The sequence below is a fragment of the Desulfomicrobium escambiense DSM 10707 genome, assembly GCF_000428825.1.
Classification (GTDB): domain Bacteria; phylum Desulfobacterota; class Desulfovibrionia; order Desulfovibrionales; family Desulfomicrobiaceae; genus Desulfomicrobium; species Desulfomicrobium escambiense.
Window position 1 is genome coordinate 94,138 of record NZ_AUAR01000013.1, and the last position, 20,850, is coordinate 114,987.

The 20,850-nt window shown below is 66.2% G+C and carries 19 protein-coding genes; 5 read left to right on the forward strand and 14 right to left on the reverse strand.

Annotation, left to right across the window (positions count from 1 at the left end):
- The 12 genes from G394_RS0111535 to G394_RS20270 all read right to left on the reverse strand — a co-directional run bounded on the left by G394_RS0111535 (nucleotide 1) and on the right by G394_RS20270 (nucleotide 12,524).
- Nucleotides 1-735, reverse strand: a complete 735-nt coding sequence (locus G394_RS0111535) for a (Fe-S)-binding protein (RefSeq protein ID WP_028577787.1) — start codon at nucleotides 733-735, stop codon at nucleotides 1-3.
- 313 nt (nucleotides 736-1,048) lie between these two features.
- Nucleotides 1,049-1,759: an ABC transporter ATP-binding protein gene (locus tag G394_RS0111540; protein ID WP_028577788.1), complete on the reverse strand. Its 711-nt coding sequence runs from the start codon at nucleotides 1,757-1,759 to the stop codon at nucleotides 1,049-1,051.
- Nucleotides 1,740-2,525, reverse strand: coding sequence for an ABC transporter ATP-binding protein (locus G394_RS0111545; protein ID WP_028577789.1), 786 nt, complete (start codon nucleotides 2,523-2,525; stop codon nucleotides 1,740-1,742). Before G394_RS0111545 ends, G394_RS0111540 begins: the two co-directional genes overlap by 20 nt.
- Complete coding sequence (locus G394_RS0111550) at nucleotides 2,522-3,400, reverse strand: branched-chain amino acid ABC transporter permease (RefSeq protein ID WP_028577790.1); 879 nt, start codon at nucleotides 3,398-3,400, stop codon at nucleotides 2,522-2,524. Before G394_RS0111550 ends, G394_RS0111545 begins: the two co-directional genes overlap by 4 nt.
- A gap of 2 nt (nucleotides 3,401-3,402) precedes the next feature.
- Entirely contained in the window at nucleotides 3,403-4,353 is a 951-nt protein-coding gene (locus G394_RS0111555; protein WP_028577791.1) for a branched-chain amino acid ABC transporter permease, read from the reverse strand.
- A gap of 48 nt (nucleotides 4,354-4,401) precedes the next feature.
- Nucleotides 4,402-5,574: an ABC transporter substrate-binding protein gene (locus G394_RS0111560; protein WP_028577792.1), complete on the reverse strand. Its 1,173-nt coding sequence runs from the start codon at nucleotides 5,572-5,574 to the stop codon at nucleotides 4,402-4,404.
- 217 nt (nucleotides 5,575-5,791) lie between these two features.
- Nucleotides 5,792-8,818, reverse strand: a complete 3,027-nt coding sequence (locus G394_RS20265) for a PAS domain-containing hybrid sensor histidine kinase/response regulator (RefSeq protein ID WP_051307137.1) — start codon at nucleotides 8,816-8,818, stop codon at nucleotides 5,792-5,794.
- Between the two features lie 2 nt (nucleotides 8,819-8,820).
- Nucleotides 8,821-9,654, reverse strand: coding sequence for an ectoine/hydroxyectoine ABC transporter substrate-binding protein EhuB (ehuB, locus tag G394_RS18965; protein WP_051307138.1), 834 nt, complete (start codon nucleotides 9,652-9,654; stop codon nucleotides 8,821-8,823).
- Nucleotides 9,655-9,830: 176 nt separating this feature from the next.
- Nucleotides 9,831-10,385 carry an LOG family protein gene (locus G394_RS0111575; protein ID WP_211226265.1) on the reverse strand — a complete coding sequence of 185 codons (555 nt, stop codon included), beginning with the start codon at nucleotides 10,383-10,385 and terminating at the stop codon, nucleotides 9,831-9,833.
- A 493-nt stretch (nucleotides 10,386-10,878) separates the two neighbouring features.
- Nucleotides 10,879-11,208 carry a hypothetical protein gene (locus tag G394_RS0111580; RefSeq protein ID WP_051307139.1) on the reverse strand — a complete coding sequence of 110 codons (330 nt, stop codon included), beginning with the start codon at nucleotides 11,206-11,208 and terminating at the stop codon, nucleotides 10,879-10,881.
- Between the two features lie 137 nt (nucleotides 11,209-11,345).
- Nucleotides 11,346-11,840: a tRNA (N6-threonylcarbamoyladenosine(37)-N6)-methyltransferase TrmO gene (gene tsaA / locus G394_RS0111585; RefSeq protein WP_028577795.1), complete on the reverse strand. Its 495-nt coding sequence runs from the start codon at nucleotides 11,838-11,840 to the stop codon at nucleotides 11,346-11,348.
- Between the two features lie 129 nt (nucleotides 11,841-11,969).
- Entirely contained in the window at nucleotides 11,970-12,524 is a 555-nt protein-coding gene (locus tag G394_RS20270; RefSeq protein WP_028577796.1) for a HEAT repeat domain-containing protein, read from the reverse strand.
- Nucleotides 12,525-12,703: 179 nt separating this feature from the next.
- Here G394_RS20270 and G394_RS0111595 point away from each other — a divergent pair, with 179 nt between their 5' ends.
- The 4 genes from G394_RS0111595 to G394_RS0111610 all read left to right on the forward strand — a co-directional run bounded on the left by G394_RS0111595 (nucleotide 12,704) and on the right by G394_RS0111610 (nucleotide 16,848).
- Nucleotides 12,704-13,165 (forward strand): (2Fe-2S)-binding protein, encoded by a 462-nt coding sequence (locus G394_RS0111595; RefSeq protein ID WP_028577797.1) that lies wholly within the window; start codon nucleotides 12,704-12,706, stop codon nucleotides 13,163-13,165.
- Nucleotides 13,162-15,315 carry a xanthine dehydrogenase family protein molybdopterin-binding subunit gene (locus G394_RS0111600; protein ID WP_028577798.1) on the forward strand — a complete coding sequence of 718 codons (2,154 nt, stop codon included), beginning with the start codon at nucleotides 13,162-13,164 and terminating at the stop codon, nucleotides 15,313-15,315. Before G394_RS0111595 ends, G394_RS0111600 begins: the two co-directional genes overlap by 4 nt.
- Nucleotides 15,316-15,764: 449 nt before the next feature.
- Entirely contained in the window at nucleotides 15,765-16,151 is a 387-nt protein-coding gene (locus G394_RS0111605; RefSeq protein ID WP_156902591.1) for a hypothetical protein, read from the forward strand.
- Nucleotide 16,152: 1 nt separating this feature from the next.
- Complete coding sequence (locus tag G394_RS0111610) at nucleotides 16,153-16,848, forward strand: hypothetical protein (RefSeq protein ID WP_028577800.1); 696 nt, start codon at nucleotides 16,153-16,155, stop codon at nucleotides 16,846-16,848.
- A 94-nt stretch (nucleotides 16,849-16,942) separates the two neighbouring features.
- Here the strand turns inward: G394_RS0111610 and pepD are convergent, their stop codons facing one another.
- Together pepD and G394_RS18975 are read right to left on the reverse strand one after the other, a co-directional pair.
- Nucleotides 16,943-18,484 (reverse strand): beta-Ala-His dipeptidase, encoded by a 1,542-nt coding sequence (gene pepD / locus G394_RS0111615; protein WP_084435576.1) that lies wholly within the window; start codon nucleotides 18,482-18,484, stop codon nucleotides 16,943-16,945.
- Nucleotides 18,485-18,734: 250 nt separating this feature from the next.
- The gene (locus G394_RS18975; RefSeq protein WP_051307141.1) at nucleotides 18,735-19,421 is read right to left on the reverse strand and encodes a dihydrodipicolinate reductase C-terminal domain-containing protein; all 687 of its coding nucleotides are present in this window, start codon (nucleotides 19,419-19,421) and stop codon (nucleotides 18,735-18,737) included.
- A gap of 232 nt (nucleotides 19,422-19,653) precedes the next feature.
- On the opposite strand from G394_RS18975, the gene G394_RS0111625 reads away from it, so the two are divergent.
- Entirely contained in the window at nucleotides 19,654-20,499 is an 846-nt protein-coding gene (locus G394_RS0111625; protein ID WP_028577802.1) for a TylF/MycF/NovP-related O-methyltransferase, read from the forward strand.
- Nucleotides 20,500-20,850 lie beyond the last annotated feature (351 nt).

Genomic DNA, 20,850 nt, shown 5'->3' on the forward strand with positions numbered 1-20,850 from the left:
TCACTGCCTCCCGGCCAGGATTTCGGCGATGTGGTGGACGCTGATGGGCAGTTCGCGGCGGCGGATCATACCCTGCATGTGCATGAGGCACCCCATGTCGCAGCCGACCACGGCGCCCGCGCCGGTGGCCTGGATGTTGGCCAGCTTGGTTTCGAGAAGGGCCTCGGAGATCTCGGGGTATTTGGCCGAAAAGGTGCCGCCGAAGCCGCAGCACTCGTCGGAGCGGGTCATCTCGATGAGGTTCAGCCCCCGCACGGCTGCCAGGAGCGCCCGCGGCTGGTCCTTGACGCCGAGCCCGCGCAGGAGGTGGCAGGAATCATGGTAGGTTACGTCCCCATGCCACGACGCACCCACGTCGGTCACGCCGAGCACGTCGACCAGAAATTCCGTGAACTCGAAGGTCCGCGCTCCCACCCGCTCAGCCCGCGCCAGAAGCCTGGGCTCCTTGGCAAAAAGCTCGCGGTAGTGATGACGGACCATGTGCACGCAGGAGCCCGAGGGGCAGACGATGCATTCGGCGTCCTCGAACACGTCGAGAAAGCGGCGGGCCAGGCGGGCGGCCTCGTTGCGGTACCCGGCGTTGAAGGCCGGCTGTCCGCAGCAGGTCTGGTCCGCCGGGTATTCGAGGGTGAGCCCCTGCCGTTCGAGGACCGCGACCATGGCCTCCCCGACCTGGGGGAAGCACGAGTCGACGATGCACTGCATGAACAGGGTCACCCGTTGCGGTTTGTTCATTCAAACACCTCTCCGGCGCTGCTGCGCCATTGCAGATCAGGTACGTCCGTTGTGGTCGAAACCGGGAAACCCACTACGCCCCACACAACAGACACGCAATAAAAAACAATCCAACAATCTAAAATAATTCTCAAAAACACCAAGCCCTAGTCAGTAGGCATCCCCTCCCCCATAACCGGGTCAAGGGGCGAGCACCTTGCGGGGCCCGGGGCAGCGCCCCGGATCTTAACTGACTAACGTCGACCGTCTCTCCCCCATCCCCTAAAATACGGGGCGCGGGGCAGCGCCCCGCCTCTCTTCTCCCACCACTCCCCTACGCCCCGAGGTACGCCGCCAGCACGCGTTCGTCTTCGAGCAACCCCTTGGCGTCGCCGGAGGCGGCGATCTGTCCGGATTCGAGGACGTAGCCGCGGTGCGAATGGGCCAGGGCGAGGCGCGCGTTCTGTTCGACGAGGAGGATGGTCATGCCCTGGCTGTTCAGGCGGTCGAGGATGGCGAAGATCTCCTCGACGACGAGGGGGGCCAGGCCCAGGGAGGGCTCGTCGAGGAGGAGCAGGCGCGGCGAGCTCATGAGGGCGCGGGCGATGGCGAGCATCTGCTGTTCGCCGCCCGAGAGGGTCCCGGCGAGCTGGGTGCGGCGTTCGAGAAGTCGCGGGAACATGAGGTAGGACTTTTCGAGGTCGCGGGCGATGCCGGCCTTGTCCTTGCGGATGTAGGCGCCGAGCAGAAGGTTGTCCTCGATGGTCTGCGCGGCCAGGACCTGGCGCCCTTCGGGGCAATGGGCGAGGCCGGCGCGGACGATGACGTCGGGTCGGGCCTTGGAGATGTCGGCGTCGTTGAAACGCAGGGAGCCGGAGGCGATGCGGGCCAGGCCGGAGACGGCGCGCAGGATGGTGCTCTTGCCGGCGCCGTTGGCGCCGATGAGGGTGACCATCTCGCCGCGGTCGACGTGCAGGCTGACGTCGCGCACGGCCTGGACGGGGCCGTAGCTGACGCTGACGTGATCAAGTTCGAGGAGCGGCATGGCTGTCTCCGAGGTAGGCGTCGATGACGGATTTGTCGCAGCGGACCTCTTCGGGCCGCCCCTGGCAGATGAGGCGGCCGAAGTTGAGGACGGCCAGGCGGTCGCACAGGCCCATGACCAAGGGCACGTGGTGCTCGATGATGAGCACGGTCAGGTCGAAACGGCTGCGCAGGTCGCGGATGAAGTCGCTCAGTTCGGCCTTTTCGGCGAGGTTGAGTCCGGCGGCCGGTTCGTCGAGGAGCAGAAGTTTTGGCCGCAGGGCCAGGGCGCGGGCGATCTCGAGTCGGCGGCGTTCGCCGTACGGCAGGGACGATGCGGCGGCGCGGGCCTTGGCGCCCAGTCCGACGAGGTTCAGGAGGTCCATGGCCGTGGCCATGATCTGCGTCTCCTGGTCGCGGCTGGCGGGCAGGCCGAGGAGGTCCGAGAAAAAGCCGGTGCGCGAGAAGGCCTGCATGGGCGCGCGGACGTTGTCGAGGACGCTCATGCCGGCGAAGAGTCGGATGTTCTGGAAGGTGCGGTCCATGCCCATGCCGGCGACCTTGTGCGGGGCGAGTCCCAGGATGTCGCGGCCAAGGAAGCTGACGCGGCCGGAGGACACGGGGGTGATGCCGGAGACGAGGTTGAAGAGCGTGGTCTTGCCCGCGCCGTTGGGCCCGATGAGCCCGAAGATCTCGCCGGCCTGAACGGAGAAGCTGACGTCGCCGACGGCCATGAGGCCGCCGAAGGAGCGGGACACGCCGTCGAGCTGGAGGATGGTCTCGCTCATGCAACCTCCCTTCTGCGCAGGGAGGCCAGCAGCCCGGCGATGCCCTGGGGCAGGTAGATGCAGGCCACGACGAGGACGATGCCGTTCATGATCAGGCGTGCGTCCTTGAGGGGCCGCAGGACTTCGGGCAAGGCGACCAGGAGGGCAGCGCCCAGGAGCGGGCCCCAGACGGAGCGGGCGCCGCCGATGAGCACGTAGGCCAGGCAGGCCACGGAGGCGTCGAAGCTGCTCTGGCGGGCGTTCCAGGTGTTGAGGAACGGCGCGCTCATGGCCCCGACGACGCCGGCCAGGCCGCAGCCGATGACGAAGGCCCGGACCTTCTCGAAGGTCGTCGGGATGCCCATGGCCTGGGCGGCCAGTTCGTCCTCGCGGATGGCCATGAAGGAGCGGCCGGCCACGGTGCGCGTCAGGCGGGCGGAAAAGATGAGCATGACGGCCAGGAGCGGCCCGAAGAACCACAGGTAGCCGAGGCGGCTCTCGAAGGGCTGCGGGATGCCGAAGAGGCCCACGGCGCCGCCGGTCACGTCGAGGACGAGGACGACGACGTTCAATACCTGGACGAAGGCGATGGTGGCCAGGGCGAGGTAGATGCCGCGCAGGCGCAGGGCCGGGATGCCGACGGCGAGGCCCAGCAGCGCGCTGGCCGCCAGGGCGATGAGCCATTCGACGGGATAGAGGGCGGGGCCCAGGGCTTCGCGCCAGGCGGCGAAGGCGGGGCTGGTGCCCATGATGGCGGCGATGTAGCCGCCCATGGAGTAGAAGCCGATGCTGGCCAGGGACAGCTGCCCGGCCATGAGCGGGTACCACAGGCTCATGCCCAGCAGGGCCTGCTGGACGATGGCCACGATGAGGAATCCGTAGTTTTCGAGGAACATGCCTAGACCTTCTGGATGGTTTGCCGTCCCAGAAGCCCCTGGGGGCGGGCCAGGAGGATGACGAAGAGCATGACGAAGGCCACGGCCTCCTTCATGGACGAGTAGTCGGGCGGGAGGAAGGCCTCGCCCAGACCGATGACGAGTCCGCCGAGGACGGCGCCGGGGATGCTGCCGAGTCCGCCGAGGACGATGACGGCCAAGCCCTTCAGACCGTAGCTGACGCCGAAATACGGCCCGGCCAGGCCGAAGCTGGCGCCGATGAGTGTGCCGGACAGGCCGCCGAGGGCGCCGGAGATGAAAAATGTGGACAGGATGTAGCGGTCGACGTGGATGCCCAGGAGGCTCGCGGTCTCGGGGTTCTCGGCCGTGGCCTGCAGGGCCTTGCCCATGCGCGTGCGGTTCATGAACCAGGCCAGGGCCAGGAGCATGGCCAGGCTGACGACGAGGATGATGATCTGCACGGTGCGCACGGCCAGGACCTTGCCGTCCATCTTGAAAACCATGGCCATGGGCAGGGAGCCGAAGATGCCCGAGGGGAAGGCGTAGATCTCGGCGCCGACCAGGAACTGCAGGCAGTTGACGAGAATGAGGGCCACGCCGAGGCTGCTGACCAGGGCTAGGAGCGGGTCCGCGCCCTTGGCGCGCAGGGGCCGGAAAGCCAGACGCTCGACGAGGACGCCGATGCCGCCGGCCAGGAGGGAGCCGCCGAGCAGGGCCAGGGGAAACGGCAGGCGGAACGGCAGGCTCATGCCGGCCAGGAGTCCGTTCAGGCCGAAATCGCCGACGGCCAGGGCGTAGGTGCAGTAGGCTCCGAGAGTGAAGACGGCGCCGTGGGCGAAATTGATGATGCCCAGGATCGAGAACACCAGCGTGTAGCCGAGGGCGAAGATGGCGTAGACCGAGCCGATGGACAGGCCGTTGATGAAGCTTTGCAGCAGAAAGACGATGTTCATGATGGAGCCGGAAGCCGGGGAAGCTGGGCCTCCCCGGCCTGGGAAGCGTTATTCGGGCAGCAGTTCCATGGTCCCGGTCTTGCCGTCGTCGGCGACCTTGATCTGCGAGACGTAGAAGGTCTTCTGGGTGATCTCGCCGTCGGCATCGAGGACGATCTCGCCTAGGGGCGTGTCGTAGGAACTGGAGACGATGGCGGCGTTGAGGGCAGTGCGCAGTTCGGCGGTGTCCATCTCGGCGATCTTTTTGCCGGAGCTCTTCTCGACTTCGTTCAGGGCGTCCACGACGACCTTCACGCTGGTGTAGGCCTGGGCCGAGAACTGGGCCGGGTCCTTCTTGAACATGTCCTTGAAGGCGGCGGAAAAGGCCTTGTTCTCGGCGTTGTCGGCTTTCGGGCTGTAGGCCTGGGCGACGATGACGCCGGTGCACTCCTGTCCGCAGACGGGGTACATGTTCGGGGAGTTGAAGCCGTTGCCGCCGACGATGAGGCCCTCGTAGCCGAGCTGTCGCAGCTGCTTGACCATGTTGCCGCCGTCGGCGGCCAGGCAGCTCATGACGACCATGTCCACGCCGGCGCCGAGGATGGCGGTGACCTGGGTGGTGAAGTCCGTGTCCTTGACGCTGGTCTTCTGGATGGTGGTGATGTTCAGGCCCATGCCCTTGATGGCCTCCTGGAAGATGCCGGTCTCGGAGACGTTGAAGGCGTCGTCCTGGGCATAGACCACGGCCACGTTCTTCACGTTCGGGTTGAGCTTCAGGGCGCGCTTCAGGGCGTTGGGGGCGACGAGGGTCATGGGCGCGGAGATGCGGGAGACGTACTCGCCGATCTGGGCGATGCCCTTGGCCGTGTTGGACGGGCCGACAACGGGGACCTTGGCCTGGTTGGCGATGGGGTTGGCGGCGAAGGCCTGTTGGGACAGGGTCGGCCCGATGATGGCCACGACCTTGTCGCGGGAGATGAGGTTCTGGAAGGCGTTGATGGCCCCGGCCTCGTCCCCGCCGGTGTCCTGAAAGGCCAGTCTGATGGGCGTGCCGCCGACGCCGCCCTTCTCGTTCAGGAGCTTCTCGGCGACCTTGGCGCCGTTGACCTGCTCCTCGCCGAACAGGGCGACATTGGTGGTCTGGCCCACGGCGATGCCGACGGGGATGGGGCTGCCGACAGGCTCGGCCAGGGCCGTATTGGCGAGGAACAAGCCCGCCAAAAGAATGATGAATGAACGCATGTATGCCTCCGTGAAGGTGCGGTTGGCCCGAGGCGATCTCAGGGCCATCGATAAACGATTGGTTGACCTATCAAAGAAGAAATACGTACGCAACCGGCAAATATGTCTGGCAAACGACATGGGGAATCGCGCACGGTCCGGGTCGGGCCGGGATGGCGTCCCTCCCCGTCACGTGCGGCAGATCATGGTTCGGTCGGAGCGGCAAGCCGTTCCAGAGTCATGAGTCTGAAAACAGGCGGGTGATGACGGAGTCCAGGTCGCGGATGCCGACGGGCTTGCTGAGATAGGCGTCCATGCCCTGTTCGAGGAAGTTCTCCCGGTCCCCGACCATGGCGTGGGCAGTGAGGGCCACGACGGGAATGTCTCTGGAGGCGGCGTGGGCCGGGTCCGTGCGGATGGCCTTGAGGGCTTCGATGCCGGTCATGACCGGCATCTGGATGTCCATGAGGATGAGGTCGAACTCCTGGGCGGCCAGCAGTTCCAGGGCCTCCCGGCCGTTTTCGGCCACGCTGACGCTGTGCCCCATCTTTTTGAGGAGCGCGGACGTGGCGATCTGGTTGATCTTGTCGTCCTCGGCCAGCAACACGCGCACGGGCCGGCCAGACGTCGGCAGTCCGGCCGGGGCAGGCGAAGACTCGACGCGCGCTTTCGGCACGGCGAAGGGCAGGTCGACCATGACGGACGTGCCCTGGCCCAGGACGCTTTGAATCTCCAGGCTGCCGCCCATGAGCATCACGAGGCGATGGGTGATGGCCAGGCCGAGGCCGGCGCCCTGGTAGGCCCGGGTGTAGGAGCCGTCGACCTGGTAGAACGGGGCGCAGAGCTGGTCCAGACTGATCTCAGGCATGCCGATGCCCGTGTCGCTGACGGTGAAGCGCAGCCTGGCATCCCCGGCCGGAGCCGGCAGCGGCTCCATGTCCAGGCGCACACTCCCGTGCGGCGTGAATTTCAGGGCGTTGCCCAGGAGGTTGCCAAGGATCTGCATGACCCGCGTCTCATCGCCGACAACGCGTTCCGGCACCCCTTCGGCCATGCGGCAGGCCAGGTCCAGGCCCTTTTCACGGGCCGTTTGGAAAAAGAGCTCCATGACCGAGTCGCGCAGTTCCTCAGTGGAGAATTCGGCCGAGCGCACGGCCAGCCGCCCGGCTTCGATGCTTGAGATGTCGAGGATGTCGGCCAGAAGACGCGTCAGACGGTTGGCGGATTTGACGGCCAGCGTGATGCATTCGACCTGCTCCGTACTGGGGTCCGTGGTCTGGAGAAGCTGCAGCATGCCCATGATGCCGTTTAAAGGGGTCCTGACCTCGTGGCTCATGTTGGCCAGGAACTCGGATTTGGCGTGGTTGGCGCTCTCGGCCGCCTCCTTGGCCCGGACCAGATCGGACTCGGCCTCCTTCTGTCCGGTGATGTCCTCGGTAAAGATGACGATACCGCCCACGTCCCCCCGGACCGTGTGCCATGGCCGCACTTCCCAACGCACCCACTGGCTTGAGCCGTCTGCGCGCTCGAAGTGGTCCTCTTCCTTGCGGATGATCTCCCCGCCCAGGCCACGGCGATGGACGTCCCTCCATTCCGGTCCGATCTCGGGGAAGACCTCGTAATGGGAGAGGCCCAGAATGTTCCGCTCGCCCAGGCGGTAGTCGTCCAGCCAGCGTTGACTGGCCGCGATGTAGCGCATCTCCCAATCGAACATTGCCAGGGAGGCGGGGGCATACATGACGAAGATCTGCAGCCGCTCCTCGCTCTCGCTCAGGGCGGCCAGGGCTTCCTCGGCCCTGGCGCGGGCGCTTCTGGCCTCCTCCATCTGCTGCAGGGCGGCGATCCTGGCCCGTTTCTGCTGTTCCAGGGCCGCGGCCTGGACCTCGGCCAGGGCCGCCTCGGCCTGCTTGCGCTCGGTCAGGTCCAAGGCGTAGGCGACCCGGCTCATGGGCCTGCCTGTCTCGTCCCTGAGGACCGTGATGTCCAGGAGCACCGGGAAGCGCCGGCCGTCCCGGGCCATGTGTTCGCTTTCGAAGACGGCGTGGTTCGAGGCGTTGAGGGTCTCGACCATCTGTTGAAGCTGGCCGTGCCTGTCTTCGGCGAAGAGCGCGGAGATGGGCAGTCCGACCATCTCCGCCGGTTCATAGCCGCGCAGCCGGGCGAAGGCCGGGTTGACGGCCAGCATCGAATCGGTTCGGGCGTCGACGATGGCCAACCCCAATTCGGCGTTCTCGAAGGCTTGGGCCCACAGCCGCAGCTCGGTTTCGGCCAGGCGCAGGGGGGTGAGGTCGACGAAGGAAGACAGAACTCCCTCCTCCAGGAAAATTCCCGAAATCCGGACGGAGCGCTCCAGGCCGTCCTTGCAGGCCACACGGAATTCTCCGGCGTCGAATTCCCTGCCGCCGCGACGGGCCCCGTCCAGGGCCTCCTGCCAGCGCGACATGGCCTCGGAACGGGCGTCGGGATCGGGGAAGGCCAGGGACCACCATGTCGCCATGTCGGGCACGTCGTCCAAGGTGTAGCCGAAAAGCTGCTCGAAACTCCTGTTGCCGGCGGTGATGCGCCCTGTCCCGTCGGCCATGGCCATGGCCACGGGCGCCTTGAGGAACATGTCCCTGAAGCGCGCCTGACTGTATTCGAGGGCCTTGTCCTGCCGGACTCGTTCGAGCAGGGCCGCGCGCTCCTTGCGCACCGCGGTCAGGACGATGCCCAGGATGACACTCAGGGCCAGCAGGGAGCCGAGCAGACTGACGACATACGTGCGGCGGGCCTTGGCGGTCAGGCTTTCGATCCGTTCCTGGAGCAGGGCGTCCACCTCCGCCGCACGCATTTCGAGGCCGGTATGGGCGACGCGCAGGGACACGGCCAGTCGCTGATCCTGCCTCGTGCCCCCCCCCCAGTCCTGCAGGAGCAGGCTGAAGCTCCGGATGCTGCGGGCATACTGTTCGGTTTCCGCCGCGTCGGCCGGATCCAGCCGCGCCGCCGACGCTTCGAAGGACCGCAAGGCCTGACGCAGCAGGTTCATTCCGGCGTCCTGGCTGAACGGCGACTGCGGGTCTGCGCCGAGGCTGGCCTGCATGAACCCTTTGGCCAGATCGATCCTGGCCTGGCGCAGTTCTCCGAGATAGGCCGTGGTCTGCCGCAGGGCCGTGGTCTGCACCCAGTGCATCCACGCGAGCAGGCCGACGCTGCACAGGGCCAGCAGCACGGCGGCAAAAACCCACCGCGATGGCCTCCATTCTCCGGGCTGGTCGACGCGCGGCATGTTCATCCTCCGGTTTTCTGCGTTGCGGGTGGGGTCCAGGACAGGCCGAAGGAGGCCAGCATTGCGAGGTGTTCTTCGGACCCCAGGTATGCAGCCAGGGCCTCGTCCCAGACATCGCGGAATTTCGGCTCGTCCAGCCTGAAGGCGAACGCGGGCAACCCTGATTCCAATTCGTCGTCGACAGCCACCTCAAGTCGTGCCGGTTCGCCGCGCGACAGCATCCAGCGCAGGCTCGGCTCCGAGAGCAGCAATGCATCCGCCAGGCCCGTCTCCACGGCCCTGCGGCCCGTAAGGGCGTCGGGGACACGCAGCAGGCGTCCGCCGGCCACGCCAAGGCGCGCCATGAGCGTGTCTTCGATGGAACCGGCCAAGACAGCGACGGCGATGTCCCAACGGCCCGCCATCTCCATGTAGGAGCGGAGGCCGCGGGGATTGCCCGCAGGCACCAGCATAGCCTGGCGCACGGCCATGGTGGGCCGGGAAAAAAGGACCTTTTCGGCGCGTTCGGGGGTGATGAAGAGGCCAGCGGCGATGACGTCGATGCGTCCCGCCCGCAGTTCGGGGATGAGGCCGCCCAGTTCCACCTGGTGCCACTCGATATGGGAGATGCCGAGGCGCTCGACCACGTGACGCGCGATCTCCGGAGCTTCCCCGGTGATCTCGCCGATGTCGCCAAGGACTGCGAACGGCGCTTCGACCGCATACCCGATGCGAACCACCCCCGTCTTCCGCAGCCGTCCGAGGGCGTCATCACCACCGGGCTGAAAGAAAAATATCGCCATGAGCGCCAGAACTCCCGCCACGCACAGGGCGATCAATCGCTGAACCCGTCCCACGCTCTCCTCATGACTTACGTTTTGAGCCGAAGTGTCAGGATCGTCAGCAGAATCCGGCAAGAACGCCGTATCCGCTCCGATCCAGGCCTTTGTTCACAAAACCTGTAACCCGTCCGGTGCGAAAAGAACAACCTCTATGCAGCGATTTTCCGGGTAAAAAATGTAACCGTCGCCCGTTACGTCAGGGACGGAATCCTGCGCTGCAGCATGTCCAGGAGTCCGGCCGGGTCCAGGGCCACGTCCAGGGCGTCGTGCATGGGCCTTTTCATGAACCCTTCACGCTCGGCCGTGACGAGCATGGCCCGCAGGGGTTCGAAAAAACCGTTCACGTTCAGCAGGCCGCACGGCTTGGCGTGAAAGCCGAGCTGACTCAGGGTGCAGACCTCGAAGAGTTCGTCCAGGGTGCCGATGCCGCCGGGCAGCGCCAGGAAGGCGTCGGACAGTTCGATCATAAGGTTCTTGCGCTCGTGCATGGTCGACACGACGTGCAGACGCGTCAGCCCCCGGTGGAACTCCTCCTTGTCCTTGAGGAGCTGCACGGTCACGCCGACGACCTCCCCGCCCTCACCGAGAACGCTGTCGGCCAGGATTTTCATCAGCCCCGTGCGGGACCCGCCGTAGACGCAGGTGATCCGACGCTGAGCCAGTTCGCGGCCCAGTTCGGCCGTGGCGCGCGCATATGCCGGATGGTTGCCGTCGCTCGATCCCAGGAAAACGCAGACTGATTTCATGCTCACTCTCCGGTTTGGGGCGGGGTTCTGAATCCCAGCCAGATTCTGTGGAAGGTCGTCAATGGGCCGCTACGCCAAACGGGCCCGAAACCCAAGGAAAAAGGCTCTCCCGGTCAGAGCGTCCAGGTTGTCATCGGATGCCCGCTGACGTCGTTGCACGTTGATCCGGGCGCATCACCCAAGTAACCCGTCATCGCGAGCGCAGCGCGGCCTGGTCGGGCAACGCGCGAGATCCATCCTCGACGTGCTCTGGATTGCAACCGGAATAGACCGTGAAAAATGGATTGCCGCGTCGAAGACTCCTCGCAATGACGAAGCACGGCACGTGAGGCGATGCGCAAGGCTCAACGTTCGATGACGTCAATAAGCGTCCAAAGAAAGGACTCACGGATCGGGCTACAAAGAAAGGGCCCGCTGCAGGGGCCCTTCCGGAATCGCCGAACGTCGAGGGTGCGGCAGAACTTTGGGTTTCCGCGCCGTCCGCACGGCTCCGTCAATGAAAGGTCTGGCCCTTGGTCAGGACGCGCCAGTGTTCCGCGGGGATGGGCAGGCAGTAGCACCGGCCGGGCAGGTCTGCGCACATGAAGAGCCTGCCTGAGGCCTCTTCCCAGCAGACGAGGTCCGAAAACATGGCCAGGATCTGGTGGAAGGAAAGTTCTTCCAGGTTGGCGACGGGCATCCGCCCGCCGAGGATGGAAAAGGCGGCCCTGCGGACAAGGTCGAATCCTGTCGGCGTCAGGCCGACGTCTATGGAATCAAGGGGATGGAGGGTCAGTTCGACGTCTTCAACCATGATCTTCACGGATTGGTCTGCGCGTTCCATGGTGTCCTCCGGGGTTTGGACACAACATAGCAAAGAACAGACCGCAAAGGCAAAAAAAACTCGCACGCAAACGGCATCTTTTGCATGCCGCATGTCCCAACGCGCCAATGCCGGTTCCTGCGCGTTCGCCGCGGCGATCAGCTCCTGGGATTTGCGAAGCGGCCGTCCGAACGCATGTCCCCGGCCGTGTGCTGATGCGCCTCGGCCCAGCCGCTGACGGCCTCGGGAAAGACGTCGAAGGCCCTGAAGTACGGCTTGATGTCGAGCAGCGGCGTGCCATTGAGGACATCCACGTCCAGGATGTGCAGGACGTTGCCGTCCACCCGCTGCAGGCGCACCACGGACAGGCCGATCTGGTTCGGCCGGCGGGGAGCGCGGGTGGAAAAAAGCCCCCGCTTCGCCGGCTCCATGAACGGGACCACGGTCAGGTCGAATCCGTGGCTCATATGAAAATGGTACAGCAGGTAGATGTGGGAAAACCCTTCCAGGTCGCGCAGGCCCGGGGCCAGGGCTTCGTCGATGACGACCGTGCCGGCCGTGTCGCGGGCGCCGCAGGGCTGGATGGGCATATTGGCCCGGTCGGTGAAGGGGGAATGGATGACGCCGATGGGGCGGATGACGATGTCGGTCATGGGGAACTCCGTGGTTCGGGACGGTCAGACGGCGAGGAACACCATGGTCCCGTCCCCAAGGGGTAAACGGCAGGAAGCATCCAGTTTTCCCCTGCGATGTCAAGGCATTTCCTCCCTCGCGCAGGCATTTCAGTCTTCCGCACCCTCTCCGGCTCCCATTTCCCGGCATTCCTGCCAGAGATCGCCCAACATCAGCTTCAGGATTTCGGCCGCAGCCATGCTCCCGGCCTCGTCGAGTTCGCCGAATTCCAAGGAACGGACGACAGTCGCGAAGAGCTCTTCGTACCGGTCGAACTTCTGGCCAGCCAAGATGTGGTGCACGCCGTCGCGCACGGCCACGCTGTCCACCCCCCGCTCGACCAGGCGCTGCAGGACCGGCTTCCAGGCCTCGCGGCCGAGCCTGTTCAAGGCCACGGCGGCCAGCCAGGCCACGTCGGAGTTACGGTCCTCCAGGGCGTCGAGCAGGGCCGGGATAGCGCCGGGGTCGAGAATCTCGCCCAGGGCCTTGGCCGCTCCCCAGCGGGCGTCCTTGGACGGCGAGTTCAGCATAACCCGGCACAGGCCGGGCACGGCCGCCTCCCCTGCCTCGACGAGCATCCGCCTCCCCTTCTGCCTGACCAGGCCGTCCCTGTGCTGCAGCATGGCCAGCAGTCCATCGATGCCGGCGTCCTTTTCGGTTGTCATGGATCACCTCCGCGTCGCGCCAGATTAGTCCATTCCCGCCGCCCGGACAACTCGTATGGTACAGATTCCGAATCTTGACGCCGGTGTTTGACCAAAACCGATTTTTGACCCAATACGGTGGCAGGTCCCCGGCGGCTTCCGACCGCCGGCCTATGTGCACGACAGCCAAGGGAGGCGACATGATCTCGTTGAAGGTGAACGGCACGGTTCATGAAGTTGACGCGGACCCGGGCACGCCCCTGCTGTGGGTGCTGCGCGACGGCCTGGGGCTGACCAGCGTCAAGTACGGATGCGGCGAAGGCATGTGCGGCATCTGCACCGTGCTGGTGGACGGACGCGCCGAACGGTCGTGCGTCACGCCGGTCGAAAGCGTACAGGGAAGCGAAATCCTGACCATCGAGGGTCTGCCGGAGGACCACCCCGTAAAGGTCGCCTGGACCGAGCTGCAGGTGCCGCAGTGCGGCTACTGCCAGACGGGCATGATGCTGCAGGCCGTCGACGTCCTGACGGCCGGGCCCGGCATCACGGACGGGGAGATGGCCGCGGCCATGGACGGCATCGCCTGCCGATGCGGCTCGCACCCGCGAGTCATCCCTGCCATGCGCCGGGCCGCCGGAAAGATGAAGGAGGAAACGCCATGAACGAAGACGTGTCGCGACGGTATTTCCTGAAAGGCGGCCTCCTGGTCCTGGCCGTGGCCATCACTCCCGGGGCGCTGGTGCTCATGAACGTCTCCCCGGGGGCGGCGGCCCCGGCGACCCCGTTCCGCCCCCACGCCTTCCTGGAGCTTGACGCCGACGGTTCCGTGACCGTGTGGGTCGGGCAGACGGACCTGGGCCAGGGCACCCACACCGGCATCGCCATGATCATCGCCGACGAGATGGACGCCGACTGGAACCGCGTGCGCGTCAGGATGGCACTGGCCGCAGAGCCCTTCAAGGACCCCGAATGGGGCATGCAGGCCACCGGCGGCAGCACCAGCATCAGGCATCGCTGGGACATGCTCCGCAAGGCTGGAGCGGCGGCACGGCTGATGCTCGTGCAGGCGGCGGCCCGGCAATGGGGCGTCGACCCGGCCGTCTGCACGACCGCAGCGGGCCAGGTCCGCCATCCCGACGGACGCGGCATCGGGTACGGAGATTTGGCCGCCAAGGCGGCCGCGCTGCGGGTGCCCGCCGATCCGCCTCTGAAGAATGCCGCGGACTATGCCGTCATCGGCACCCTGAGAAGACGGTTGGACATGGAGGACAAGGTCCAGGGACGCACGGCCTTCGGCATCGACTTCCGCCTCCCCGGCATGTGCGTCGCCGTGCTGGCTCGCCCCCCGCGCTTCGGGGCCAGGCCCGTCGCCGTGGACGCCGACGGGGCCAGGCAGGTGCGGGGGGTGCTGGACGTCATCCCCGTGGGCGACGCCGTGGCGGTCTGCGCGGAATCGACCTGGTCTGCCCTGCAGGGCCGGGACGCCCTGAAGATCACCTGGAGCGAGGGCAGCCGCCCGGATTTGAGCGATGCGGCCATCGCCGCGGAACTCCTGGCGAAGCTCGACGGCCCAGCCGCCGTGGCCGAGGACACGGGCAACGCCGCCGAGGCCCTTGCCGCGGCCGCGATGGTCGTCGAATCGGCCTACTCCGTACCATACGTGGCCCACGCCCAGCTTGAGCCGACCAACTGCACCGCGCATGTGGAAAAGGACCGCTGCCGCATCTGGGCCCCCACCCAGGGGCAGACCGCGGCCCAGGATGAGGGGGCCAGAATCTGCGGCCTGCCACCCGAAAAGGTCGAGGTCATGACCACGCCCTGCGGCGGCGGTTTCGGCCGCCGCGGCGAGACCGATGTCGTCACCGAGGCCGTCAGCCTGTCCAAGGCACTAGGGCGCCCGGTCAAGGTCGTCTGGACCCGCGGCGACGAGTTCGCCCACGACGTCTTCCGACCAGCCAGCGTCTGCCGCATCAGCGGCGGGCTGAACGGCGACGGCAAGCTCGTCGTCTGGTCCCACAGGCTGGTCTCGTCGTCGATCATGTCCCGCCTGTGGCCCTCGGCCGTGCAGAACGGCCTCGACCCGACCTCCGTGGAGGGCGTCGAGGGCATGCCCTACGCCATCCCCCACCGCCGCATCGAATACGCCATCCCCGACCTGCCCATCCCCGTGGGCTGGCTGAGGTCCGTGGGCAACTCGTACAACTGCTTCACCGTCGAGTCCTTCATGGACGAACTGGCGCTTGCGGCCGGGAAGGACCCCGTGGAGTTCCGGCTGGGGCTCATGGAGAAGGACTCCCGTGCCCACCGCACCCTGACCCTGCTGGCGGACAAGGCCGATTGGGGCGGCCCGGTTCCGGCGGGCCGCGGCCGGGGCGTAGCCGTGACGGAGTGCTTCGGCTCGGCCGTGGCCCAGATGGCCGAGGTTTCCGTGGACCGCGGGACCGGGGTCATTACCGTGCACCGCGTGGTCTGCGCCGTGGACTGCGGCCCGGCCGTATACCCCGACGCCATCACTGCCCAGATGGAGGGCGCCGTGGTCATGGGCCTGAGCATCGCCCTGAACGAACGCGTGAGGTTCGCCAAGGGCGGCGTGGCCACGTCGGGTTTCTCGCAGTACCGTCTGCTCGGTATGAAGGAGGTCCCGGCCGTGGAGGTCTTCATCGCCGAAAGCCGGCACCCGGTCGGCGGCATCGGCGAACCGGGTCTGCCGCCCATCGCCCCGGCCGTGGCCAACGCCGTCTTCGCCGCCACGGGCGTCAGGCTGCGGGAGCTCCCCTTCAGCCGGGAGGCGCTGAAGACGGCCGTGGCCTAGCAGTCCGTGGAAGAACGGCGATCTGCCGCGTCAGCGAAAAAAGCCAGGACACGCAGTGTATTGCGTATACAAAAGGGTCCGGCTTTTTTCGCGTCCTTGCATCTCACCATTTTTAGATGATTGCGGACTTTGAGTTTTTCAACAGTCCGTGAGCGATCCGCCACTCACCAAAAAAGAGGGGTTCCGTCGAAGACGGACCAGGGTGCGGCGCAGGGTGAGCCGACAGAAGCGAGGATGGTGCCGGGGCTGGCGGACGTCTTGAGGACGGGATATGGTTGCGCTGTTCCGATGAGGGCGTCTCTTGTCACCCGAACGGGGTTGCCATGAAGGACTGCATTCTCCGATCCAGTGCGGCGGTCACCTCTGCGCCAGTCGACGGTTCCCCCGGACGGGCAGTCCGTTACCTGCGCTGGGCCGTCCTCGCGTTCCTGCTTCAGGGCTGCGTCGTGATGCCTATCCCGACCGCCGAGGACAAGGTTCTCGAGGGCCGTCCCGTCACCGAATTCCAGCAATCCTTCCTGCGGCAGGGAGTGACCACCCGGGACGAGGTCGTCCGCCATCTGGGTCAGCCGTTCATCATCCTGGAGGACGCCAGGGTCTTCATCTATCGATGGGACATGCGTCAGGGAATTTTCGTCTGGGTCATTTTCGGCAGCACGGAGATCGCAGGCGACGCGCATGATGTGCCCCGACATTATCTTCTGCTGATCCAGTTCGACGGCGACAACGTGGTCAGGCGTTTCGAACGGACCACGCGACCTCTCTCCCGCTCCGCCCCGGAGTTTCTCATGGACTGGCTGGACGGCCGGACGCCGGCGCGCCGCACGGAGGAATGACATGAGGAGCACTCTGCCAGCAGTTCTTCCGGTTTCCGCCGTCAGGGTTCCGCTCGTCTGCACCATCCTTGTCATCGCGGCGGTTGTGGCGGCCTGCACGGCCGTCGGCCTTCCGGGGTCGCGGATGCCCGCCGCCTTCGACACGAGCGGCACGCGAGCGGTGTTGCTCAACGTGCAGTGCGTTGTGGACGGCAAACAGCGCGAGGCGTTTGCGGCGATTCCGCTGGTCCGGCTTTCCCTGGCCACCTTCGAAACCTTCGGGGAATTCTCGCCGATCGGGCTGAGCGGACTGACCAATGCGTCAACCCGGGAAGGCTGGGTCTGCCTCCGCCTCGCCCCCGGCAGCCATTACCTGCGCGTTTTCGGCCCCGCATCCGGCCCCCAGTACCCGCAGCCGCAAGGGCTGCCGCGCGTCAGCATCTGGAGGGTCGTGGTCCCGGAAGGAGACGCGCCGCTCTATATCGGTTCCCTGCTGCTGGCGGGCAGAACAGTGACGAGGAACTTTCTCGGTTTCAAGACGGTCGAACCGCTCGATTTCAGATTCGCCGACATGCGAGACGACAGTACTGCGGCGGAAGTCGTTGCCGCCCGGGAGTTCCCCGATGCGGGCGCCGGGCAGACCCAGCTTCTGCAGCCATGGAATCCCGGCGACCCCATGATCTTCCGCACGCCGCGGCCCTCCGCACCTACCAGATGAACGATGTCGCGGCGCCGATTCCAGTGTCGCCCCGCCGGGCGAGTCCTCGTTGCGGGGTCGTGCCGATGCCCGACACGATCCCGCTCGAAGGTTCCTAGAGTTCGCGCACCAGGGCCTGCAGGAAGGCGGTGATCCGTTCCAGCGACGGAACGTGCACGCGTTCGCGCGGCGTGTGGACGTTCTCCATGGTCGGGCCGATGGAGATGATCTCGAGGCCCGGAGTGCTCGCGGCCATGTAGCCGCACTCCAGACCGGCGTGAATGATCTCCGTCTTCATGGGTGTCTTGAACACGCCTTCGTAGGCGGCCAGGGATTTCTTGTACAGGTCCGATTCGGGGTTGGGCGGCCACGCCGGGAACGTGCTGCGCCGCGTGGCGACCGCGCCGGACTTGGTGGCGGTCTGCTCGATGCCGCGCGCGACATCCTCCAGCTTCGCCAGGCTGAAACTGCGCTGGAAGGTGACGACGGTCAGGGTGTCGTCCCCGGTCTTGACGACGCCGATGTTGTTGGACGTCTCGGGCAGTCCGGGCAGCTGCTTGGACCATTCGATGACGCCCTGGGGGAAGTCCGCCACCATGCGCAGAGCTTTGGCGGAATCAGCCTCGGACAGAGTCTGCTGCGGGGAGTCGGCCGCAGGGGTCAGGGTCACGGCCAGCTGCGTCTCGTCCGGGAAACGTTTGCGCGCGTCCCGCTCGAAAACGGCCAGCCGCTTCTGCAGCGCATCCAGCCGATCCGCTGGCAAGGTAAAGACGGCCTCGGACGTCCTGGTTATGACGTTGTCCGCGGAGCCGCCGTTGAACGTGGCCAGGCGCAGGGGGATGTCCGCGGCCAGGGCCTCGGCCACCAGGGCATTGGCGTTCGCGCGGTTCTTGTCGATCTCCACCCCCGAATGCCCGCCCAGCAGCCCGTCGATGCGCAGGGAATACGCCTGCCGCCCCTGCTCCGCCGCAGCGTAGGCCAGGGGCAACGCCACCACGGTCTTGATCCCGCCGGCCGCGCCGATGGTCACCGTGCCCTCGTTCTCGGAATCGATGTTGATGAGCTTGCGTCCGGAGAAGAATCCCTCGGACAGGCCGCAGGCGCCCGACATGTCGATCTCCTCGTCGGTGGTGAAGAGGAGCTCCAGGGGCGGGTGCGGGCTCGAGGGGTCCTCGGCCAGGGCCAGAGCCACGGCTATGCCCATGCCGTCGTCGGCGCCGAGGGTCGTCCCGTCTGCCCGCAGCCACTCTCCTTCGCGCACGAGGGAGATGGGGTCCTTTTCGAAGTCATGGGTTGAAGCGTCGTCCTTCTGGCAGACCATGTCCATATGCGCCTGGAGCACCACCGGCACCCGGCCCTCGAAGCCCTTGGACGCAGGCACCGAGACGAGCACGTTGCGGTGGCCGTCGACCCTGGCCGTCCAGCCGCGTTCGGCGGCATGTCCGGCCAGCCACTCCGAGACCGCGGCCTCGTGCTTGGAGCAGCGCGGAATCCGGCTCAGGGCCTCGAACACGGCCAGGATTCTCCTGGTCGCTTCGCTGTCGCTGGCCAGAAAGGGACCGCCGCCGGCACCCTCCTGCCCGGCGGCACAGACACGGAAGGACATAGACGCGCAGGCCAGCCCTGCGCACAGGAGCATCGCCACAAATCGTTTCATACCGCGCACTCCTTTGTCGACATGCGACATGTTGCAGGTTCGCGAGAGACTTGCTTGGCTTTATCTCACGTTCTGTCCGTCCTTGTCACGGGACAAGAAGGGAAGACTGTACCCGCGGCCGAAGCGAGACGCCCAGGCATATGGAGGGCGTGCCAGGCTAGTCGTCAGCGGACAATCGGCTGGCCTGACAAACCTGATTTCTCCCCTGCGCCTTGGCCAGACAGAGGGGCTGGTGACGCCCCAGGCAGGGCTAGGCGTCGCCCAGGATCAGATCGACGATGTCGTGGCAGCCCGGGCTGGGCCGCCTACTGGACACGATGCCGATGACCCGCGCCAGGCCCGTGGCGTAGGCCGTCTTGCCGAGCACCCGAGTCTGCATGCGTATCTCGACCTGCTCGTCCCTGATCACGATGTCATGGTACGCATGACGGTCCAGGAATTTCTCGGGGATGCCGATGACCTCGCGCTGGACCTGCGGGTCGCGCTCGGAGCGGATGACGGCCGCGGGGACACCCAGGGAGGTGGCCAGATGGACGGCCGTGCCGGGGCTCGTCTTCTTGGCGGCCTGGTGGGATTCTGAAATGGCTATGTCGAGACCCCGGAAATACCCTGCTGCCTGCCTGACCATGGCCATGAAGGAGAGCATGATCATGTTCACGTTGGGGCAGACGACCAGCGGGAAGCCGGGCTCGGCCGGGTAGCGCGTGCCGGCCGTCGAGAGATCGAGGAGCACGGTCCCGCGCGCGCCGCAGAAGTCGAAAACGTCGCCCAGCTCTCTGCCGGAGCCCGCATGGACGACCATGCACGGCCCGTCTCCGGCCGCCGTCCGTTCGTCCCACGGCAGGACACTGCCGATTCCGGGCCCCTGCAGTCCGTGCAGCAATTCCGCGGCGAGCCTGCCGCGGCCGACGATGAGAATCGTATAGGTTTCCGTCATATCCTGTCCTTGTTGTCTATCTGCAGTCCGAACCGGACTGTGGAAGCGGCCGGGACGCGTCGCGCGTCGCCCTGCGAACGCAGCCCCACCCGTCAAGCCTCCCCGCGCGTGACCGTTCAGCCGCGACCCCGGGGTGGAAATCCGATTATGTCTTTGACGACCACATCAGGGCGAGGCTATGTCCCTGCCCTACCATCGGGCGAACTTGAAAATTTGCAGTACGGGGACGCATATGAAAAACGTCATCATCTGGGGCGCGGGACAAGGCGGGCGCATGGTCGCCAATCTGCTGCACGGCGACATCACGGTCAGAGCGTACTGTGACAGCGACGCGGCAAAATGGGGGACCAACCTGGGCGGCATACCCGTCGTGCCGCCCGAAGCGATCCCGGACCTCGCGCCCGACGCCGTGTTCCTTTCCATGCTCAACGCCGACGCCTGCGCCAGCGTGCGGGAACGCCTTGCGGCCATGAACGTGGGGGCGCGCATCGTCACGGCCCCTGAACTGCGCAGAACCTTCGACCTGCGCCTGGCGACCCTGCGCATGATCGCCGGAGAAGTGCGGGAGCGCGGGATCGACGGCGCCGTGGCGGAGCTCGGTGTATACCAGGGGGCCTTTGCCGCGGAAATGAACCGCCTGTTCCCCGAGCGCAGCCTCTACCTCTTCGACACCTTTGCCGGCTTCGACGGGCGCGACGTGGCCATTGAGGGGGAGCGTCGATTCTCGCGGGCCGAGGCGGGCAACTTCGCGGACACGAGCGTGGAGGCTGTGCTGGCGCGGCTGCCGCACCCGGAACGGGCCGTGTTCAGGGTCGGATATTTTCCCGAAACCGCCGATGGGCTGGAGGAATGCTTCGCCGTCGCGAGCCTCGACGCCGACCTGTTCAAGCCCCTCCTCGACGGCCTGCGGTACTTCTACCCGCGCATGTCGCAGGGCGGCTACATCATCGTCCACGACTACAACAACGGGCGCTTCGCAGGAGCCAAGCACGCCGTGCGTCAATTCTGCGAGGAGCACCAAGCCTTCGTCGTCCCCCTGCCGGACCTGCACGGGACGGGGGTTATCGTCAAGGCGTAAAGGTCATGGCCCGCTTCCTCCCGGAGGCGGTTCCTTGCGCGCAAATGCGGTCGGGAAAGACGGCGGCGCAAAGGTCGCCCCGCATCGACCCGTGACCGCGAATCGCTATGCCCCGGCCTTTCTGGACGCACACTGGTCCAGTACCATCCGCCCTCTCTGCCCGCACTTGGGGCACTTGATCCCGGACTCGGAACCCTCGCACATTACGCAATACTGCGCATGGCAGGATATGCACCGATACAGTACGGGATGGGGAATTTCCTTGCCGCAGGCCGGGCATGTTCCTTTCTGTTGTTCCATGTGTTCTCCGTTCGGTTGAGTGTGGGGAAGGCCCCCTCTTCCTTCCTTCGG

Excerpts from the sequence above, each read along its gene's own strand:
- G394_RS20265 (WP_051307137.1), bottom strand. The coding sequence starts at position 8,818 with ATGCCGCGCGTCGACCAGCCCGGAGAATGGAGGCCATCGCGGTGGGTT.
- G394_RS0111545 (WP_028577789.1), bottom strand. The coding sequence starts at position 2,525 with ATGAGCGAGACCATCCTCCAGCTCGACGGCGTGTCCCGCTCCTTCGGC.
- G394_RS0111610 (WP_028577800.1), top strand. The coding sequence starts at position 16,153 with ATGAGGAGCACTCTGCCAGCAGTTCTTCCGGTTTCCGCCGTCAGGGTT.
- pepD (WP_084435576.1), bottom strand. The coding sequence starts at position 18,484 with ATGAAACGATTTGTGGCGATGCTCCTGTGCGCAGGGCTGGCCTGCGCG.
- G394_RS20270 (WP_028577796.1), bottom strand. The coding sequence starts at position 12,524 with ATGACAACCGAAAAGGACGCCGGCATCGATGGACTGCTGGCCATGCTG.
- G394_RS0111550 (WP_028577790.1), bottom strand. The coding sequence starts at position 3,400 with ATGTTCCTCGAAAACTACGGATTCCTCATCGTGGCCATCGTCCAGCAG.
- G394_RS0111605 (WP_156902591.1), top strand. The coding sequence starts at position 15,765 with ATGCCTATCCCGACCGCCGAGGACAAGGTTCTCGAGGGCCGTCCCGTC.
- tsaA (WP_028577795.1), bottom strand. The coding sequence starts at position 11,840 with ATGACCGACATCGTCATCCGCCCCATCGGCGTCATCCATTCCCCCTTC.
- G394_RS18975 (WP_051307141.1), bottom strand. The coding sequence starts at position 19,421 with ATGACGGAAACCTATACGATTCTCATCGTCGGCCGCGGCAGGCTCGCC.
- G394_RS0111555 (WP_028577791.1), bottom strand. The coding sequence starts at position 4,353 with ATGAACATCGTCTTTCTGCTGCAAAGCTTCATCAACGGCCTGTCCATC.
- G394_RS0111595 (WP_028577797.1), top strand. The coding sequence starts at position 12,704 with ATGATCTCGTTGAAGGTGAACGGCACGGTTCATGAAGTTGACGCGGAC.
- G394_RS0111560 (WP_028577792.1), bottom strand. The coding sequence starts at position 5,574 with ATGCGTTCATTCATCATTCTTTTGGCGGGCTTGTTCCTCGCCAATACG.
- G394_RS0111535 (WP_028577787.1), bottom strand. The coding sequence starts at position 735 with ATGAACAAACCGCAACGGGTGACCCTGTTCATGCAGTGCATCGTCGAC.
- G394_RS0111575 (WP_211226265.1), bottom strand. The coding sequence starts at position 10,385 with ATGAAATCAGTCTGCGTTTTCCTGGGATCGAGCGACGGCAACCATCCG.
- G394_RS0111625 (WP_028577802.1), top strand. The coding sequence starts at position 19,654 with ATGAAAAACGTCATCATCTGGGGCGCGGGACAAGGCGGGCGCATGGTC.
- G394_RS0111580 (WP_051307139.1), bottom strand. The coding sequence starts at position 11,208 with ATGGAACGCGCAGACCAATCCGTGAAGATCATGGTTGAAGACGTCGAA.
- G394_RS0111600 (WP_028577798.1), top strand. The coding sequence starts at position 13,162 with ATGAACGAAGACGTGTCGCGACGGTATTTCCTGAAAGGCGGCCTCCTG.
- G394_RS0111540 (WP_028577788.1), bottom strand. The coding sequence starts at position 1,759 with ATGCCGCTCCTCGAACTTGATCACGTCAGCGTCAGCTACGGCCCCGTC.